The organism is Streptomyces sp. NPDC097595, from assembly GCF_044761525.1.
GTDB classification, from domain to species: Bacteria; Actinomycetota; Actinomycetes; order Streptomycetales; family Streptomycetaceae; genus Streptomyces; species Streptomyces drozdowiczii_A.
The window spans coordinates 199,122-216,347 of record NZ_JBIWCN010000005.1; the positions used below are offsets into that span (position 1 = coordinate 199,122).

The 17,226-nt window shown below is 72.3% G+C and carries 16 protein-coding genes; 7 read left to right on the forward strand and 9 right to left on the reverse strand.

Features of this window, described 5'->3' with window-relative positions:
• Positions 1 to 92: 92 nt before the first annotated feature.
• Complete coding sequence (locus ACIQZN_RS10320; RefSeq protein WP_403990257.1) at positions 93 to 281, forward strand: DUF6381 family protein; 189 nt, start codon at positions 93 to 95, stop codon at positions 279 to 281.
• Between the two features lie 17 nt (positions 282 to 298).
• Here ACIQZN_RS10320 and ACIQZN_RS10325 read toward each other — a convergent pair whose 3' ends face one another.
• From ACIQZN_RS10325 to ACIQZN_RS10350, 6 genes are all read right to left on the reverse strand, one after another.
• Positions 299 to 706: a DUF6221 family protein gene (locus tag ACIQZN_RS10325; RefSeq protein WP_403990259.1), complete on the reverse strand. Its 408-nt coding sequence runs from the start codon at positions 704 to 706 to the stop codon at positions 299 to 301.
• 67 nt (positions 707 to 773) lie between these two features.
• A complete protein-coding gene (locus ACIQZN_RS10330; protein WP_403990261.1) occupies positions 774 to 1,220 on the reverse strand; it encodes a nitroreductase family deazaflavin-dependent oxidoreductase in 447 nt (148 codons plus the stop codon).
• 116 nt (positions 1,221 to 1,336) lie between these two features.
• Positions 1,337 to 2,050, reverse strand: coding sequence for a DUF4230 domain-containing protein (locus tag ACIQZN_RS10335; protein WP_403990263.1), 714 nt, complete (start codon positions 2,048 to 2,050; stop codon positions 1,337 to 1,339).
• Positions 2,051 to 2,120: 70 nt separating this feature from the next.
• On the reverse strand, positions 2,121 to 2,636 hold the full coding sequence (locus tag ACIQZN_RS10340; RefSeq protein ID WP_403990264.1) for a DinB family protein: 516 nt from the start codon (positions 2,634 to 2,636) through the stop codon (positions 2,121 to 2,123).
• A 42-nt stretch (positions 2,637 to 2,678) separates the two neighbouring features.
• Positions 2,679 to 3,461 (reverse strand): DUF4389 domain-containing protein, encoded by a 783-nt coding sequence (locus ACIQZN_RS10345; protein WP_403990266.1) that lies wholly within the window; start codon positions 3,459 to 3,461, stop codon positions 2,679 to 2,681.
• A 153-nt stretch (positions 3,462 to 3,614) separates the two neighbouring features.
• Positions 3,615 to 4,334 (reverse strand): VanZ family protein, encoded by a 720-nt coding sequence (locus tag ACIQZN_RS10350; RefSeq protein WP_403990268.1) that lies wholly within the window; start codon positions 4,332 to 4,334, stop codon positions 3,615 to 3,617.
• Between the two features lie 128 nt (positions 4,335 to 4,462).
• Here ACIQZN_RS10350 and ACIQZN_RS10355 point away from each other — a divergent pair, with 128 nt between their 5' ends.
• The 3 genes from ACIQZN_RS10355 (at position 4,463) to ACIQZN_RS10365 (ending at position 8,116) form a co-directional block, all read left to right on the forward strand.
• Positions 4,463 to 5,992 (forward strand): SDR family oxidoreductase, encoded by a 1,530-nt coding sequence (locus ACIQZN_RS10355; protein WP_403990270.1) that lies wholly within the window; start codon positions 4,463 to 4,465, stop codon positions 5,990 to 5,992.
• Positions 5,993 to 6,059: 67 nt separating this feature from the next.
• The gene (locus ACIQZN_RS10360) at positions 6,060 to 7,433 is read left to right on the forward strand and encodes a cryptochrome/photolyase family protein (protein ID WP_403990272.1); all 1,374 of its coding nucleotides are present in this window, start codon (positions 6,060 to 6,062) and stop codon (positions 7,431 to 7,433) included.
• A 23-nt stretch (positions 7,434 to 7,456) separates the two neighbouring features.
• On the forward strand, positions 7,457 to 8,116 hold the full coding sequence (locus ACIQZN_RS10365; RefSeq protein WP_403990863.1) for a YoaK family protein: 660 nt from the start codon (positions 7,457 to 7,459) through the stop codon (positions 8,114 to 8,116).
• A gap of 124 nt (positions 8,117 to 8,240) precedes the next feature.
• Here ACIQZN_RS10365 and ACIQZN_RS10370 read toward each other — a convergent pair whose 3' ends face one another.
• Positions 8,241 to 8,501: a type B 50S ribosomal protein L31 gene (locus ACIQZN_RS10370; RefSeq protein ID WP_403990274.1), complete on the reverse strand. Its 261-nt coding sequence runs from the start codon at positions 8,499 to 8,501 to the stop codon at positions 8,241 to 8,243.
• Positions 8,502 to 8,844: 343 nt separating this feature from the next.
• On the opposite strand from ACIQZN_RS10370, the gene ACIQZN_RS10375 reads away from it, so the two are divergent.
• Positions 8,845 to 10,275, forward strand: coding sequence for a PP2C family protein-serine/threonine phosphatase (locus tag ACIQZN_RS10375; protein ID WP_403990276.1), 1,431 nt, complete (start codon positions 8,845 to 8,847; stop codon positions 10,273 to 10,275).
• Positions 10,276 to 10,330: 55 nt separating this feature from the next.
• On the opposite strand, the gene ACIQZN_RS10380 is transcribed toward ACIQZN_RS10375, so the two are convergent.
• Positions 10,331 to 11,824: a hypothetical protein gene (locus ACIQZN_RS10380; protein WP_403990278.1), complete on the reverse strand. Its 1,494-nt coding sequence runs from the start codon at positions 11,822 to 11,824 to the stop codon at positions 10,331 to 10,333.
• A 231-nt stretch (positions 11,825 to 12,055) separates the two neighbouring features.
• On the opposite strand from ACIQZN_RS10380, the gene ACIQZN_RS10385 reads away from it, so the two are divergent.
• Positions 12,056 to 13,192: an aminoglycoside phosphotransferase family protein gene (locus ACIQZN_RS10385; RefSeq protein WP_403990280.1), complete on the forward strand. Its 1,137-nt coding sequence runs from the start codon at positions 12,056 to 12,058 to the stop codon at positions 13,190 to 13,192.
• Between the two features lie 84 nt (positions 13,193 to 13,276).
• Here ACIQZN_RS10385 and ACIQZN_RS10390 read toward each other — a convergent pair whose 3' ends face one another.
• Positions 13,277 to 14,608 carry an N-acetylmuramoyl-L-alanine amidase gene (locus tag ACIQZN_RS10390; protein ID WP_403990282.1) on the reverse strand — a complete coding sequence of 444 codons (1,332 nt, stop codon included), beginning with the start codon at positions 14,606 to 14,608 and terminating at the stop codon, positions 13,277 to 13,279.
• 348 nt (positions 14,609 to 14,956) lie between these two features.
• Between ACIQZN_RS10390 and ACIQZN_RS10395 the strand changes: the two genes are divergently transcribed.
• Positions 14,957 to 17,170 carry a germacradienol/geosmin synthase gene (locus ACIQZN_RS10395; protein ID WP_403990284.1) on the forward strand — a complete coding sequence of 738 codons (2,214 nt, stop codon included), beginning with the start codon at positions 14,957 to 14,959 and terminating at the stop codon, positions 17,168 to 17,170.
• The last annotated feature ends 56 nt before the right edge of the window (positions 17,171 to 17,226 follow it).

Sequence of the window (17,226 nt, forward strand, 5' to 3'; positions counted from 1 at the left end):
CGCTGGGGCCGGGTCCCGCGTTCGGGATGCGGGCGTGCGGGCGCCCTGGTTCGCTGAGATGGACGGCTCTCCACCGAGAACCTGGAGTGATCATGAGCGTTGCGGACGAGACCGGCGGCCGGGCCGAGCGCATCCGGGCGAAGGCCGAGGAGATGCGGGAGACCGCCGAACGCACATCGGACCCGCAGGAGCGGCAGCGCCTCCAGGACAAGGCCCGCCGGCTCCAGGAGCGGAGCGACCAGGTGACCACCAGGGGCGACCACGGGACGAAAGCGCTCTGAGCCGGCGGGCCTCCCGCCTACTGGGTGAACCGGGGCAGCCACTTCACCAGGTAGTCCGGGTGGCCCGCGTTCTCGGCGGCCAGCTGCCGGACCACGAAGCCCAGGCCGAAGGCCCGGCCGGACGCGAAGTCGCGCTCCGGGCGGTCCACGTCGAGCGCGGCGACCTCGGCGTACTCGTCCAGGAGGACCCGGTGGGTCTCGATGCGCTGGAGCGTCCGGGCCGGGTCCTGGCGGACGATGTGCCGGTCGTAGGCGTGGCCGTGGGTGCGCAGGGTGAAGGCGATCGCGCCGCCCCGGTCGTGGATCTCGCCGGGTGTCTCGGCCGGGCACCGCCAGGCGTCGCCGCCGGCCGCACGTGCGAGGTCCTCTTCCTCGTCGAGGCGCGCCCTGACGAAGGCGACGAGGTCGGCGTTGTCTTTCGTCATCTGGTTTCGCATCCTTCCGCTCGGCCCCACCCCCTGGGGGCCGAGCTGGACACTATCCCGAGGCGCCTCAGTGGCCTCCGTCCACCGGCTCCAGTACGAACACGGGGATCTGCCGGTCCGTCTTCTTCTGGTAGTCGGCGTAGTCGGGGAACGCGTCGACCGCGCGCTCCCACCACTGCTCCTTCTCCGCGCCGGTGACCTCACGTGCCGTCATGTCGCGGCGCGCCGGGCCGTCCTGGAGCTCGGCGCGCGGTTCGGCCTTGAGGTTGTGGTACCAGACGGGGTGGGTCGGGGCGCCGCCCTGGGAGGCGACCACGGCGTACCGGCCGTCGTGCTCGACGCGCATGAGGGGGGTCTTGCGGATCTTGCCGCTCTTGGCGCCCACGGTCGTCAGGACGATGACGGGCATGCCGCGCATCGTCGTGCCTTCCGTGCCGCCCGAGCTCTCGTACTGCTCGACCTGGTCGCGAACCCACTGGGAGGGGCTCGGCTCGTACTCGCCCTGGAGAGGCATGCGTTCATTCCCGTCGTCGGTCTGTCCGGCCGTGGCGCAGGGGCGCCCGCGGCATCTCATCATGGCTTCAACGACTTCTGCCGCCGGGGTAATCCGCCCCCGCCGTCGTGTCGCGGTCAGGAACGGCCGGTGTCCTCGGTGCCGTAGCGGACCGTGACCTGCTCGAAGCCCAGGGATTCCAGCAGTCCCTTGAGCATCGCGGTGGTGTTCTTCTCGGCGCGCGCCGCGAGGCCGCTCTCCTTGGCGGCGTCGCCGATGTGGAGTGCGGCCAGCTTGTTGACGGCCTGCTCGCTGCCGGGGTTGTCGGAGAAGAAGTCGCCGAGCCGGTCGAGGAGACCGCGCTGCTTGGACACCGCGTAGGAGCGGTCGGGGTCGAGCGCCGGCTTGCCCAGGACCGCGTGCGGGAGGCGGATTTCGGCGGTGGTGCGGTCCTTGTTCACGACCACTCCCCCGCTCGTCACCCGTCCGAGGTCGACGTACGCGGACACCGTGCCGGCGCCGACGTACAGCGTGCGGCTGCCCCGGATCACGTCCGGGACGTACTTGGTGTCCTTCTCCAGGTCGACCACGACCTGGAAGTTGCCGGCCGCGGCCTCGTACCTGCTCATGTCCTGGATCGACTTGAGCACCGCGGGGCCCGAGCGGTCGTGGGTCTCCTCGCCGAAGATGTCGCCCAGGCCGGGCAGCAGGCTGAGGCGGGTTCCGAGGAGCAGCAGGGCGAGCGCGGCCGCCGCCAGGGCGGCCGCACGGCCCCAGCGACGGCGGCGCCGGCCGTCGTCGGCCGGGCCGGGCTTCGTGGACGGTTCTGTCGCCGAGTCGGTGGAGGTCATACGGTTCGTATGACCCGGCCCGCCGGGTTCACGCAGGGCGGACCGCCCCGAGCCCGCCCCCAGAGGCCCCTCAGGCCCCGGTGACCCCGTCCAGCCGCTCGCGCACCAGGTCGGCGTGGCCGATGTGGCGGGCGTACTCCCCGATCATGTGGACGTGGACGAGCCGCAGCGAGAACACCTCCCCGTCGTGGGTGAAGGTGTCGTCCAGCGAGGCGCCGGCGACGATCTCGTCGGCGAGCCTGCACTCCTCGACCAGCCGGGCGTAGTCCTCGGCGGCCGTGGCGGGGTCCAGGTCCTCGAAGTCCGCGTCCTTGCCCTTGGCCGGGTCGTACAGGGGCTCCAGGTCCTGCCCGGCGAACCGCTGCCGGAACCAGGTGCGTTCGACCTTGGCCATATGGCGTACGAGCCCCAGCAGGGACAGGTTCGACGGCTCCACCGTCCGTTCGGCGAGCTGTTCACCGGTGAGCCCGGCGCACTTCTGGAGGAGGGTCGAACGGAACCAGCCGAGAAAGCCGGTGAGCATCTCCCGTTCGGCGGCGACGAGCGAGCCGGGCGTACGGATGGCTGAGGGTGCGGTCCAAGTCATCCGGCGATCATGCACCCTGAACAGCTTTTCGTGCGAGTCGTTTTACGCGCCCATGCCGTAGTCGTCGCCGTCAGAGGCGGAGCGGGTCACGGATGTCGTGGCACCGCTGACGAGCCCGAGGACCAGGAAGAGGACCACCAGCGCCTTGCCCGCGCTGCTCATGACCAGCGGCCTGGTGGCGGAGCGCGGCTGTCCCCTCGGTACGGAGAGGTCGTCGTCGCCGAAGAGTCCCTTGGGGTAGGCGGGGCTGAGCAGGGAGAAGTAGGCGGAGACCCGCATCTCGTAACGCAGGGTGGCCGCCGTGGCCTCGAACAGCGGGCGGGGCATGCGGCCCAGGATCAGGGTGATGAGCCACCACAGGACCGCCAGGACGGACCAGCCGGACGTGGCGAGGCCCTGCACGATCGCGGCGGGGATGACCAGGATCAGCCGGAAGAAGACAGCGAGCCGGTTCAGTCGCGTCGGGCGGACGTCGATGCGGACCGGGTGGTCCGGCGGCTGCGACAGACTGAACGGCGGGTAGCGGTCGACGAGGAGCATGGCGCTCGCGCCGACCCGGGTCCGGTAGGCCAGGACCTGGGCGAGGAAGCGGTAGACGGGTCCGGGCAGTCGGCCGAGCGCCAGAGCGGCGAACCAGCCGAACACGACGGTGAAGAAGGCCGCGATCTCCAGGAAGAACAGCACGACGAAGTGCGGGATCAGCAGGAGCAGCCGGAAGAAAACGGTGAGCCGCCGCTGACGGGCGGGTTCCACGACGTCCAGCACGGGCCGGAACTCGTCGGCGTCCCCGGCGCGCGGCCCCGGGCTCCACTGGGCGTCGGTCATGTCGCTCCTCCTCGGCGGTGACCGCGCGCCGGGCCCGCGATCCTGGCCACCGGGGCGCCGGTACGCGGCACTCCCGGTGGCCTTCCACCGTCGGCCCCCCGGACACGGTCCGCAATCGGCCACGGGCCGATCGGGTAGCCGTGCCGCCGCAGGTCAGCGCTTGCGGGACCGGCCGCGCGCGGCCTTGCGGCGGACGCCGTGGCGCAGCCGCGACCAGGCGGACGCGGACCGCCCGGTGCGTGCGGTCGCGGCCTTCGGGCGGGGAGCGGTCCTGGTACCGGGCGCGGTCTTCGTACGGGGCTTCGCCTTCGCACGCGAGGCCGCCTTCGTACGGGGCGCGGGCTCCGGGCGGTCCTCCGGCGCGGGCTCCGGGTCCTCGGCCAGGACGTGGTAACGGTGGCTCAGGCGCCGCCCCACGAACAGATAGGCCAGCAGGGCACCCGCCGTGTTGAGGATGACGTCGTCCACGTCGAAGGCGCGGCCCCGTACGATCGCCCCCTGCACCAGCTCCACGAGGACGATGACCCCCACGGTCAGCACGAACATGCGGAGCATCCGGAGCCGTCGCGGGACGAGGATGGGCAGCAGGATGCCGAAGGGCATGCCGAGCACCAGGTTGCCGCCGGCCTGCTTGCACGCCGCGAGGAACGTGTAGTCCTCGGCGTACTGCCGCAGGGAGCGGCCCGGGTGCAGGTTCGACTTCACGAGATCCTCGGAGGCGGGCGACGGGGTGAGCGTCACCTTCGCCAGCACCACCGAGAATCCGACCATGGCCACGAAGGCCAGTACGAGGATGGAGACGCGCAGCAGGAGCCGCCCCCATCCCTTCCGCCGGGCCGTACCGCTCCTGGGTCTTGCCGCCGCTGCGTCCATGGGCGACGGATGCCCCGCGAGCGCCGGACCACACCCGTGCCGTGCGGGGCGGGCCTCCCGGCGTCAGACTGGTCGCGACGGGCCGGTCGCGCGGGGCCCGGCGCATCCGGACCCGATGCGGAGGTCTCATGACGGGCGATCACGCCAACGCACCCCTGAACTGCCTGGTCACCGGCGCCAGCGGCTATATCGGCGGCCGCCTGGTCCCGGAGCTGCTGGCGGCCGGGCACCGGGTGCGGTGTCTGGCCCGCACCCCGGAGAAGCTGCGCGACCAGCCATGGGCCGGCGACGTCGAGACCGTACGCGGCGATGTCACGGACGCGGCCTCGCTCGCCCCGGCGATGGACGGCATCGACGTGGCGTACTACCTGGTGCACGCGCTGACGACCGGGGCCGGTTTCGAGGAGACCGACCGGCGGGCCGCCACCGCCTTCGCGGAGCGGGCGCGGGCCGCCGGGGTCGGCCGCATCGTCTATCTGGGCGGCCTCACCCCCGAGGGCGTGTCCGAGCGGGAGCTGTCGCCGCATCTGCGCTCCCGGGCCGAGGTCGGGCACATCCTGCTGGCCTCCGGTGTGCCGACGACCGCGCTGCGGGCGGCCGTCATCATCGGCTCGGGCTCCGCCTCCTTCGAGATGCTGCGCTATCTCACGGAGCGGCTGCCGGTGATGGTGACGCCGAGCTGGGTGTCGACGCGCATCCAGCCGATCGCCGTGCGCGATGTGCTGCGCTATCTGGTGGGCAGCGCCCGCATGCCCCGGGACGTGAACCGCACCTTCGACATCGGCGGCCCCGACGTCCTCACGTACCGCGACATGATGCAGCGGTACGCGGAGGTGGCGGAGCTGCCGCACCGGCTGATCCTGCCCGTGCCGATGCTGTCACCGGGCCTTTCCAGCCACTGGGTCGGGCTCATCACGCCCGTGCCCGCGTCGATCGCCCGGCCGCTCGCCGAGTCCCTGCGGTACGAGGTGGTGTGCCGGGAGCACGACATCGCGGGGTACGTCCCCGACGGCGCGGGGCAGCCGTTCGCCTTCGACACGGCGCTGCGCCTGGCGCTGCAACGGATCCGGGAGGCCCGGGTCACCACCCGGTGGTCCTCCGCCTCGGTGCCGGGTGTGCCCAGCGATCCGCTGCCCACGGACCCCGACTGGGCGGGCGGCAGCCTGTACGAGGATGTGCGGGAGCGCGAGGTGAACGCGTCGCCGGAGGCCCTGTGGCGGGTGGTGGAGGGCATCGGCGGGGAGCACGGCTGGTATTCGTTCCCGCTGGCCTGGGCGGTGCGCGGCTGGCTGGACCGGCTGGTGGGCGGGGTCGGCCTGCGGCGCGGCCGGCGCGACACGGACCGGCTGCGGGTGGGCGACTCGCTGGACTTCTGGCGGGTCGAGGAGATCGAACCGGGGCGCCTGCTGCGGCTGCGCGCCGAGATGCGGCTGCCGGGCCCGGCCTGGCTGGAGATGTACGTGGAGCGGGACGGGGAGGGCCGGTCGCGCTACCGGCAGCGGGCCCTGTTCCATCCGCGCGGGCTGCTCGGGCACGCGTACTGGTGGAGTGTGTCGCCGTTCCACGCCGTGGTGTTCGGCGGGATGGCGCGCAACATCGCCCGGGCGGCGGAGAACCGGACGTCACCCGAACGGGCGGTACCGGCGGTGTCGCCCTGATCGGTGCGTTCCGGGGCGGCGGGGGGACGGCAGCATGGCTGTCCCCGCCCCCATCTGGAGTCACGCCATGACCGTTGCGGTCGTCCTGTTCACCGCCGACCTCCGTCTGCACGACCATCCGCCGCTGCACGCCGCGCTCGCGTCCGCCGACGAGATCGTGCCCCTGTTCGTCCGGGACAGCGCCATCGGGGCGGCCGGCTTCGACGCCCCGAACCGGCGCGCGTTCCTCGCGGACTGTCTGCGCGACCTGGACGCCGGACTGCGTGACCGGGGCGGCCGGCTGGTCATCCGGTCCGGGGACGTGTCCGCCGAGGTGTGCGCGGTGGCCTCGGAGACCGGCGCCGACGAGGTGCACGTGGCGGCGGGCGTCAGCGCGTACGCCCGCCGGCGCGAGGAGCGGCTGCGCGAGGCGCTGGAGGCGGACGGGCGCCGGCTGCGCGTCCACGACGGGGTGGTCACGGCGGTGGCGCCCGGTGAGGTGACGCCCGCCTCCTCGGACCACTTCGCCGTGTTCACGCCGTACTTCCGGCGCTGGTCGCAGGAGCGGCTGCGCGAGGTGTTCGGCGCGCCGCGCACCGTGCGGGTGCCCAAGGGGCCGCGCTCCGAGAAGGTGCCCTCCCGCGGCGATGTCCGCGGTGTGTCGGAAGGGCTCGCGGAGGGCGGCGAGGAGGCGGGGCGCAAGGCGTTCACGGCCTGGCGGCGGCGCGGGCTCGCCTCGTACGAGGATCGGCACGACGATCTGGCGGCCGACGGCACCTCGCGGCTCTCGCCGCATCTGCACTTCGGCACCCTGTCCCCCGTCGAGCTGGTGCACCGGTCCCGGGAGGCGGGCGGCGCGGGGGCCGAGGCGTTCGTACGGCAGCTGTGCTGGCGGGAGTTCCACTACCAGGTCCTCGCGGCCCGGCCCGCCTCGTCGCACGCGAACTACCGGGACAAGCACGACCGGTGGCGGTCCGAGGCGGACGCGGCCGACGAGGTCGAGGCATGGCGGCAGGGGTGCACCGGCTACCCGATGGTCGACGCCGCGATGCGCCAGCTGCGCCACGAGGGCTGGATGCACAACCGGGGCCGGCTGCTCACCGCCTCCTTCCTGACCAAGACGCTGTACGTGGACTGGCGGGTCGGGGCACGCCACTTCCTGGACCTCCTGGTGGACGGCGACATCCCCAACAACCAGATGAACTGGCAGTGGATGGCGGGCACGGGCACCGACAGCCGCCCCAACCGGGTGCTCAACCCGGTCGTGCAGGGCAAGCGGCTCGACCCGGACGGGGAGTACGTCCGGCGCTGGGTGCCGGAGCTGTCGCCGGTGTCCGGGTCCGCCGTGCACGAGCCGTGGAAGCTGCCGGACGAGGAGCGGGAGCGGCTGGGCTATCCGGAGCCGGTGGTGGAGCTGGCCGAGGGCCTGGCCAGGTTCCGGCAGGCGCGTGGGCTGGAGTGAGGGCGCGGGAGCGCGTCGCGCTGTTGCTGCTGTCGGCGGCCTCGGGGGCGGCGGACGCTTTCGTCTTCATCTGTGTCGGCCAGGTCTTCGCCGGGGTGATGACGGGCAATCTGGTGCTGCTGGGCGCCTCGGCCGCCGGGGCGGGCGAGGAGGGCGTCGCGCTGCGGGTGGTCACCGCGCTGGTCTCGTACGGCTGCGGGGTGGCCGGTGCCGCGCTGGTGGGCGAGCGGATGTGGCGCCGGGTGCCGTTGATGCTGCTGGCCGAGGTGGTGCTGCTCGCGGCGGGGGCGGGGCTGTGGGCGGCCCGGCCGGCGGCGTCGGACGCGGACCGGCTGGGTCTGCTGGTGCTCATGGGGCTGGCGATGGGGGTCCAGGGCCGGGTGCGGGCGACGCCCACGAACTACTTCACCGGCACGATGACCTCGCTCGTCGGCCGCCTCGCGGTGGGGGCGTGGCGGGGCGACGACGGCTGGACCGCCGGGCGGCTGGCCGCCGTGGTGGCGGGGGCCGCGCTCGCCGCGCTGACGGTGCGGCTGTGGCCGGCGGGCGGTGCGGTGGTGGCCGCGGCGCTGGCGGTGGCCGCGCTGCTGGTGGAGGTTTCGGCGGGGCCGGGGCGGGCGGCGGGCGGGCCGGGAAAGGGGAAGCCCCGGCCGGATCGGGGGAATCCAGCCGGGGCGGCTTGATTGCGGGCGCTCAGTGCGTCATCCACATATAGGTGAACGATAAACCACCACTGTCTGTTCCCCGCAATCCCGTCCCCGGACTGTGATCCAGGGCACGGGGCGGGCGGCCCGCAGGGTCTCCCGCTCACCGTGCGGCGGACTCCCCGGTGTCGTAACGGCGGTGGAACCGCTCGATCCGGCCCGCCGTGTCCAGCACCTGCCGGCCGCCCGTGTAGAAGGGGTGGCTCGCCGACGAGGTCTCCACGTCGATGACCGGATAGCTGTTGCCGTCCTCCCACGTCACGCGCCGCTCGGAATCGGCGGTGGAGCGGGTGAGGAAGGCGGTCCCGGCGGCGCGGTCACGGAAGACCACCGGACGGGAGACGGGGTGGATACGGGACTTCATAAGGCGTTCCTTCCTGGACGCGGACGGTCGTACGCGATGACGATCACGAACTCGGGACCCTTATGGGAACGGGATTCGTTTTCGTTCTGCCCGTACAACACGGCACCCCTCCCCCGCATTCCCGCCCGGCCGCCACCCGCCGCCCACCTCGCGACTTGCGCCAACCGCCGCCGACAGCAAGGTTGTTCGAAAAGAGATGGGTTACAGTCAGCCGCTGGCATATGCCGGATGCAAGAACGCATCGAGTGTTGCCAAACCACTTACGGGCCTCTTCCGGCTGTGCGAAAGTCGTATCCGGTCCACCCTTCGTCACTGGTTGTGCCGCCCTGTATCGGAGTACGACATGCCGTCCCCCCTCTCCGCGGACCGCTCCGCCCCGCAACCGCCCGAGCGCGGTGCGGTCGACGCGCTGATCCACCGCACGCGCCGGCTGCGCGGCGACGTGGACGCGGTGCGGCGCGACGCCGTGCGCGTGGACGAGGACGATCCGCGGACGCGCTGGCAGCGGGCGCTGTGCGAGCTGGCGGTGCACCACCTGGACGACCTCGGCGCCCATCTGGGGCAGCTCCGGGACGGCCTGCCCGCGGAGCCCTCCGAGCAGCCCGCGGACACCGCCGACGAGCCCGTCGGCTCCCTGATCGGCCGGGTCGGCAGCGCCGAGTGGAATCTGCTCACCGACGAGGTCAGCTGGTCCGACGAGCTGTTCCGGATCTTCGGCCGCGACCCGGAGGCGGGCGGGCTCTCGCTCGACGCCCTGCCCTCCCGCCTGCTCCCAGAGGACCAGCCCTTACTCACCGCGCTCGTCACGGACTGCCTGGTGGACGGCAAGCCGATAGACGGCGAGTTCCGCATCCGGCACACCGACGGGCGCGTCCGGACCCTGCACATGATGGGCGAGCCCGTCCTGGACACGGACGGCTGCACCGCCTCCATGTGGGCCGTCCTGCGCGATGTCAGCGCGCTCCGGCGCAGCCAGCAGGTGGTGCGCCGCACCCATGACTCGCTGCGCCGCGAACAGCCCGACGCCGGCCCCGCACACCGGGCCGCGGCGGATCCGGAGGAAGCGGTCCTCCCGCCGTGGCAGACCTCCCTCCGGCTCCCCGAGCACGGTCCCGGCGCCCTGGACCTCGCCGCGCACTACCTGCCGTCCGAGACGAGCGCCCTGGTCGGCGGCGGCTGGTACGACGCCATGGAGCTGCCCGACGGCAGGACGATGCTCACCGTCGGCGATCTCACCGGCCACGGCGTCCAGGCCACCTCCGCCATGGCGGTGGTCATGGGCGCGGTGCGCGGCATGGCGATGGCCGGCATCGAGCCCGGCGCCCTGCTCGGGCACCTCAACCAGTTGCTGGAGACCTCCATTCAGCCGGCGCTGGGCAGTGCCGTGTGCGCCAGGTTCGACCCGGCGACGCGCACCCTGGACTGGGCGCAGGCCGGACACCCCGCACCCCTGCTCTTCCGCGACGGCAACGGACGCCCGCTGCCGCTGCCGGACGGGGTGCTGCTCGGAGCCTCCTCCGGGGTCGCCTACGAGCAGGTCGAGGCGCGCCTGCTGCCCGGCGACGTACTGGTGCTGCACACGGACGGACTGGCCCGCGACGACACGGCCGGGCACGGTGGTGCGCGCCCGGGCACGGACACGCTGCTGGGGCTGGCCCCGCGCTTCGCCGAGGCCCGCTCGGCGCAGGAGTGCGTACGGATCGTCGTCGAGGCGTTCGGCACGGCCGAGCGACTGGACGACGCGTGCGTGCTGATCGCCCGCGTCGGGGCATAGGGAAGCGACAGCCCCCTTCGGTGGAGCCCGGTGCTCCCATCGCGTCCCGGGCTCGTCAGATCGCTGCGCTCCCCGGCTTCTTGCGCTGGTTCGGCGGCACGGCGAGCTGGATCTGCTCGCGCAGGTCCTCGATCTTCCCGTAGCCGGAGAACTGCCCGGTCAGCCGGTACATCTCGCGCAGCCGGTCCCAGGTCCGGTGCGAGGAGGTCTCCCCCATCGTGACCAGGGCGAGCCGGGCGTAGCGGTCGGCCTGTTCCGGGTCGTCGGCGATGAAGCACGCCGAGGCGAGCGAGATGTAGTCGAAGATCTTGGACCGCTCGCGGCCGTTGACCCGCAGCTCCAGGGCCTGCCTCGCATGCCGCTGGGCGATGACCGCCGCCGAGGGGTCGTGTTCGGCGAGCGTGCGGAACGCCAGGGCCTGCATGCCGTGCATGTCGGCCTCGTCGAACATCTGCATCCAGCTGGGCGGGGGCACATCGGCCTTGTCCGAGACGAAGAGCTCCTCGGCCCGGCCCAGCGTGCGCCGCATCGCCTGACCCCGGCCCATGGACGCCTGCGCCCACGCCTCGATGGTGCAGAGCATGGCCTGGGTGCGCGGCAGGACGGCGTCGCCGGAGCCGGACTTGGCGAGCTTCATCAGGTCCAGCGCGTCGTCGGGACGGCCGAGGTGGACCATCTGGCGGGCCGCGCGGGACAGGGCCTCGCCGGCGCGCGGGCGGTCGCCGCCCTCGCGTGCCGCGTGGGCGGCGATGACGAAGTACTTCTGCGCGGTGGGTTCGAGGCCCACATCGTGCGACATCCACCCCGCCAGGACGGCGAGGTTGGCGGCGACACCCCACAACCGCTTCTGGAGGTGGGCGGGGTGATGGTAGGCGAGCATGCCGCCCACCTCGTTGAGCTGGCCCACCACGGCCTTGCGCTGGAGGCCGCCGCCACGGGAGGCGTCCCAGGCGCGGAACACCTCGACGGACCGCTCCAGCGCCTCGATCTCCTCGGAGCCGATGGGGGCGGCCTCGTACCGGTCGAAGCCGGCCGTGTCCGCGTGCAGGGGGTCGCCGGCGCGCGGGGGCTGTGCCGCCAGTGCGGGGTCGGTGTGCAGCCAGTCGTACATGGGGCCGGCGATGGCGGAGCCGGCGGCGAGCACCGCGCCCGCGCTCATCAAGCCGCGTCGGTTGAGCATGAGGTCCATTCCCGTGAATTCGGTGAGGACCGCTGCCGTCCGTTCGGGCGGCCACGGGAGTTGCTCGGGATTGTCCTGCGTCCCGGCCTCTCGCCGCTTCCCCGCACGCCCGCGCCGGCCGAACCCGAGGTCCTCGATGGTCACGACACGACCGAGCCGCTCGGTGAACAGAGCCGCCAGCACCTTCGGCACGGGATCGCGGGGGGACTCCCCCATGTCGATCCAGCGCCTCACGCGCGAGGTGTCGGTGGCCAGTTGCGGATGGCCCATGGCCGCCGCCTTCCGGTTCACCATTCTCGCGAGTTCGCCCTTGGACCAGCCGGCAAGGCCGAACAGGTCCGACAGGCGGGTGTTGGGTTCTCCGGTCACGTCAAGCCCCCAGGTTCTCGGCTGTGTTGACAGTAACCCCGTGTCAGATGCCTTGCGACTATTCGCCAGGGTTCGCCAGGGTGCGCTATGTCGAGAGACACCCGCGCGCCGGTGTCAGGTAGGAAAGCGCAACCCCGCCCGGCAGCCCTAGGTACTCCCCAGGGTGCCGAACGGCCGCCGGCCGGGGTGGCGCACGCAACTTGTCGGCGCACGAAGGGATCTGTATCGCCCATGTACACAGCATCGTCCTCCGTGTCCGCCCCGCCCCGGCCGCTGCGTCCCCTCCAGGCGGGCGGCGGACCGTATCTCGACCCACGCGCCACCGTCCCGGCCCCCGGCCTCGGGCGGCCCCGGCGGCCGGGAGGGCCCGGTGCCCCCTCGCTCGGCGGACGGCTGGACCTGTCGGGCCCCCAGGGCGCCCAGCTGAGGATGGTGATCGCGTCCGTGCACCGGATCTGCCCGGAGTTCAATCCGGTGCAGGTGCTGCGGCGCAGCGGGCGTTCGGTGCTGCTGGTCGGCTCCACGGGGCGGGCGACGGCCGTGGCGAAGTGTTTACTGGACCACTCCCCCGCGTGGTCGGAGCGGTTCCGGCACGAAATAGCGGCATACCGGGCGTTCGTCCGGCACCGCCCGCCGGTCCGGGTGCCCCGGCTCATCGCGGCCGACCCGGAGAACTGCACGCTGGTCATCGAGCGGATGCCGGGCCGGGTGGCCGCCCTGACGCGCCACCCGGCCGAGGCGCCGCCCCGCGCCGACCTGCGCGCCGTGCTCGGGGCGGTGGCCCGGGTGAACGCCTGGCGTCCGCCGGCGGGCCTGTTCGAGGCGCCGCTGGACTACGCGGCGCGGATCGCCCGCTACCACGAGCTGGGTCTCTTCACCGACCGGGACCTGGGCGACCTGCAGAAGCTGCTGCACGGGATCGCCCACTCCGGGGGGCGCGGCGCGATGGGGCAGTTCTGCCACGGGGACGCCCTGCTGTCCAACATCCTGCTGTCGCCCACGGGTCCGGTGCTGGTGGACTGGGAGCACGCGGGCTGGTATCTGCCGGGGTACGACCTGGCGACGCTGTGGACCGTGCTGGGTGACGCCCCGGTGGCGCGGCGCGAGATCAGCAAGCTGGCGCAGGTCGCGGGTCCGGCGGCGCGCGACGCGTTCCTGGTCAACCTGATGCTCGTACTCACGCGGGAGATCCGCCGGTACGAGACGGCCGTGCAGCGGGCGATGCGGGAGGCCGGGCCCGCGCGGGCGGTGCAGGACCGGGCGGGCGCGCTCGCCCCGGGCGAGGAGCAGCGGCTGCTGCTGCGCCGGCTGCACGACGACTGCGCGATGGCCCGGAACGCCGTGCGGGCGGCGGTCGGCACGCGCTGACCGGTCGGCCCACGGGGCGCGCCGCGGGTCCGGTGCCGACACACCGGGCCCGCGGCGCGCTGTTGTGTGTGCCGGCGCCGGGCTTCAGCGGGCGCGGACGATGTCCACGTCGGACGCCTTGACGAAGGCGACGCGGTGGCCGATCTGGACTGTCACGTACTTCTCCTTGCCCTTGAAGTACGCGTGGTCCAGCGGGAGGGAGGCGTCGATCGTCGGTGCGTAGAAGAAGCCGGTGGGCGCCTCGCCGCCGCCGGGGTAGGACTGGCCGGCCTTGATCGTGTACTGGAGCGGTGCGCCGACCCGCTGGTCCGCGAAGTCCGCCGGGTACTCCGACTTCTCCGGGTAGGCCACCCCGTACACCGGCACCTCCGCCTTGCCGGCCTTCGGGCGGACGACGTAGCCGGAGGTGGGAACGGTGGTGTGGGTGAAGGCCGGGGTACGGAACCACGCCTTCTCGCCGTACCACCAGATCGCCGTCCAGCCGGGGGCGCGGCCGGCGACGACGGCCTGCTGGGTGGCGCTGATCTTGCTGCCCCAGTCGGCGGCGCAGTTGGTGCCGGGCGAGCCGTCCGTGTGGATGCCGGGATCGGAGAAGAGGGGCGCGTCGTCGGAGGGCGCGGTGTGCAGCGGGACGGCGCTGGAGCTCTGGACGGGCAGGTCCACGTTCTTCTCGCAGTCGCGGAACGCCTGCTTGTTCTTCTTGAAGCTCGGGCTGACGGTGACCAGTTGGCTGCCGGGGAGAGCGGTCGGCAGGGTGGGCCTGCCGAGCAGCGTCATGAAGTAGTTCCAGTCCCAGTAGGTGCCCGGGTCCCAGTGCATGCCCTTGGTGCCGGCGGCGCTGGTGGGCGGGACGCCGTCGTGGCCGATGATGTGCTGGCGGTCGAGCGGGATGTCGTACTTGGCGGCGAGGTAGCGCACGAGGGTGGCGGTCGAGCGGTACATCTCGGGGGTGTACCACTGGGCGCCGTCGACGGCGACGCCTTCCTGCTCGATGCCGATGGAGTGGCTGTTGACGTACCAGTTGCCGGCCTGCCAGGCGACGTCCTTGTTCTTGACCATCTGGGTGACGTGGCCGTCGGCGGAGCGTACGACGTAGTGGGCCGAGGTCTGCTTCAGCGGGTTCTGGAAGATCTTCAACGTGGTGTCGAAGTCCTCCTCCGTGTCGTGCAGCACGATGAACTTGATCTTGTTGGTGTGCGGCCGGTCGGCGGTGTCGTAGTTGCCGTACGTCTCCTTGTCGGCCGGGTCGCCGGTCTGCTGGTAGGCGGCCGGGACCCAGTCGCAGGCGAGACCGCGCGGGCACTCGGGCCGGACCCCGTCGGCGCCGGCCTGGGCGGCCGGGCTGAGCAGCGCGAGGCTCAGTGCCCCGGCGGTGGTGAAGGCGAGTGCGAGCCTGGTCCTCTGCTTGGACGTCATGACAACCCTTCGTAGAGCCGGGTGGAGCCGTTGCGGGCGTGCGCGCACACTCTGTGACCTGAGATGAAGGGGCGTCAAGAGTGCTGGATGGGCTGCGCGTTGAGCCACTGGACCAGACCACTGACAGGGCCTGTGACCTGCGAAGGGCGGGAAACGGCGGGGGTGTGGCGGTGGCGCGTTACCAGGGTTTTACGCGTCCGGACCGGCACGGGTGTCCCTCGAACGGGCGCTCTGCGGTGTGACTAATCGCGGGGGTGCGTGCCCCGAACGGACCAAGGGTAGTGCTGGCGCCGACAGGACCGATGCGCGTGGGACTCACGCGATGGCTCTCGGAAAGGCCGGACGCACATGGCTCAGCCGTTCACCCTGCCGGACTTCTATGTTCCGTATCCGGCGCGTCTCAACCCCCATGTGGAGGAGGCCCGGCAGCACACGAAGACGTGGGCGCGGGCCATGGGGATGCTGGAGGGGTCCGGTATCTGGGAGGAGAAGGACCTCGACGCGCACGACTACGCGCTGCTGTGCGCGTACACCCATCCCGACTGCTCGGCGGAGGCGCTGTCGCTGGTCACCGACTGGTACGTGTGGGTCTTCTTCTTCGACGACCACTTCCTGGAGCTGTTCAAGCGGACCCCGGACCGCGAGGGCGGGAAGCGGTATCTGGACCGGCTGCCCGCGTTCATGCCGATGGAGCGGGGTACGCCGGTGCCGGAGCCGGAGAACCCGGTGGAGGCGGGGCTCGCGGATCTGTGGGCGCGAACGGTGCCCGCGATGTCGGACGCGTGGCGGGTACGGTTCGCGGAGTCGACGCGCAACCTCCTCAACGAGTCGCTGTGGGAGCTCGCCAACATCAACGAGGGCCGCATCGCGAACCCCGTCGAGTACATCGAGATGCGCCGCAAGGTGGGCGGGGCCCCCTGGTCGGCCGGTCTGGTGGAGTACGCGGCCGGGGCCGAGGTGCCCGAGGCGGTCGCCGGTGAACGCGCGCTGCGGGTGCTGCGCGACGCGTTCTCGGACGGGGTCCATCTGCGCAACGACCTCTTCTCGTACCAGCGCGAGGTGGAGGACGAGGGCGAGAACAGCAACGGGGTCCTGGTCCTTGAGCGTTTCCTCGGCTGCTCGACGCAGGAGGCGGCCGAGGCGGTGAACGACCTCCTGACGTCCCGGCTCCAGCAGTTCGAGAACACCGCGCTGACCGAGGTGGGCCCGCTCTGCGCGGCCAAGGGGCTCGACGCGGTGCAGACCGCCGCCGTCGGGGCGTATGTGAAGGGTTTGCAGGACTGGCAGTCCGGCGGCCATGAGTGGCACATGCGCTCCAGCCGCTACATGAACGACGGCGGGGCCGGTCAGGCCGAGCCGGGCTTCGGGATGTCCGCCGCGTCGATCCGGTTCACCCCGCGCTCCGAGTCGGCCCGGCTGCGCGGCCACAGCCATGTGCTCTTCCAGCACGTGGGCCCGTCCCTGCTGCCCGACTTCGACCTGCCGTTCGACACGACGCTGAGCCCGCACCTGGAGGGCGCCCGGGAACGGCTGGTGGTCTGGGCGGACCGGATGGGCATCCTGGGCCCGCAGCCCGGGGTGCCGGGTTCGCACATCTGGGACGAGGAGCGGCTGCGGGCGATCGACCTGCCGTTGTGCGCGGCCGGTATCCACCCGGACGCGACGCCGGACGGGCTCGACCTGTCCTCGGGGTGGCTGGCGTGGGGGACGTACGGCGACGACTGGTTCCCGGTGGTGCACGGCCGGTCGCGCGATCTTGCGGGGGCCCGGCTGGCCAACGAGCGGCTGTCGCTGTTCATGCCGCTGGACGGGAGCCCGGTGCCGGAGCCGGTCAACGCGCTGGAGCGGGGGCTCGGCGACCTCTGGGAGCGTACGGCGGGGCCGATGGACGACGCCGGGCGGCGCGCGTTCCGCAAGGCCGTGGAGGACATGACGGAGAGCTGGCTGTGGGAGCTGGCGAACCAGGCGCAGCACCGGATCCCCGACCCGGTGGACTACGTAGAGATGCGGCGGATGACGTTCGGCTCGGACCTGACGATGAGCCTGTGCCGGATCGGGCACGGCCGGAAGGTGCCGCAGGAGATCTACGAGAGCGGCCCGCTGCGCTCCCTGGAGAACGCGGCCGCCGACTACGCGGCGCTGCTCAACGACCTGTTCTCGTACCAGAAGGAGATCGAGTACGAGGGTGAGGTGCACAACGGGGTCCTGGTCGTGCAGAACTTCTTCGGGGTGGACTACCCGACGGGGATGGCGATCCTCTACGACCTGATGAAGTCGCGGCTGCGGCAGTTCCTCCATGTCGCCGAGCACGAACTGCCCGTGTTGTACGACGACTTCGGGCTGGACGCGGAGGCGCGGGAGACCCTCGCGGGCTATGTGCAGGAGCTGAAGCACTGGCTGGCGGGGATTCTGATCTGGCACCGGGGCTGCCGGCGCTACCGCGAGGAGGATCTGCGGCGGGGCACCGGTGCCCCCTGGCACCTCAACGGTCCTACGGGGCTGGGAACTTCGGCGGCGCAGGTGGCGGCGCTGTTCGGCCGGCCGGCGGCGGTGAAGGTGTAGCTCCGGCCGGCGCACCTCGGTCACCGGGCGACGCCGCCCGGTGACCGTGGTGTGTG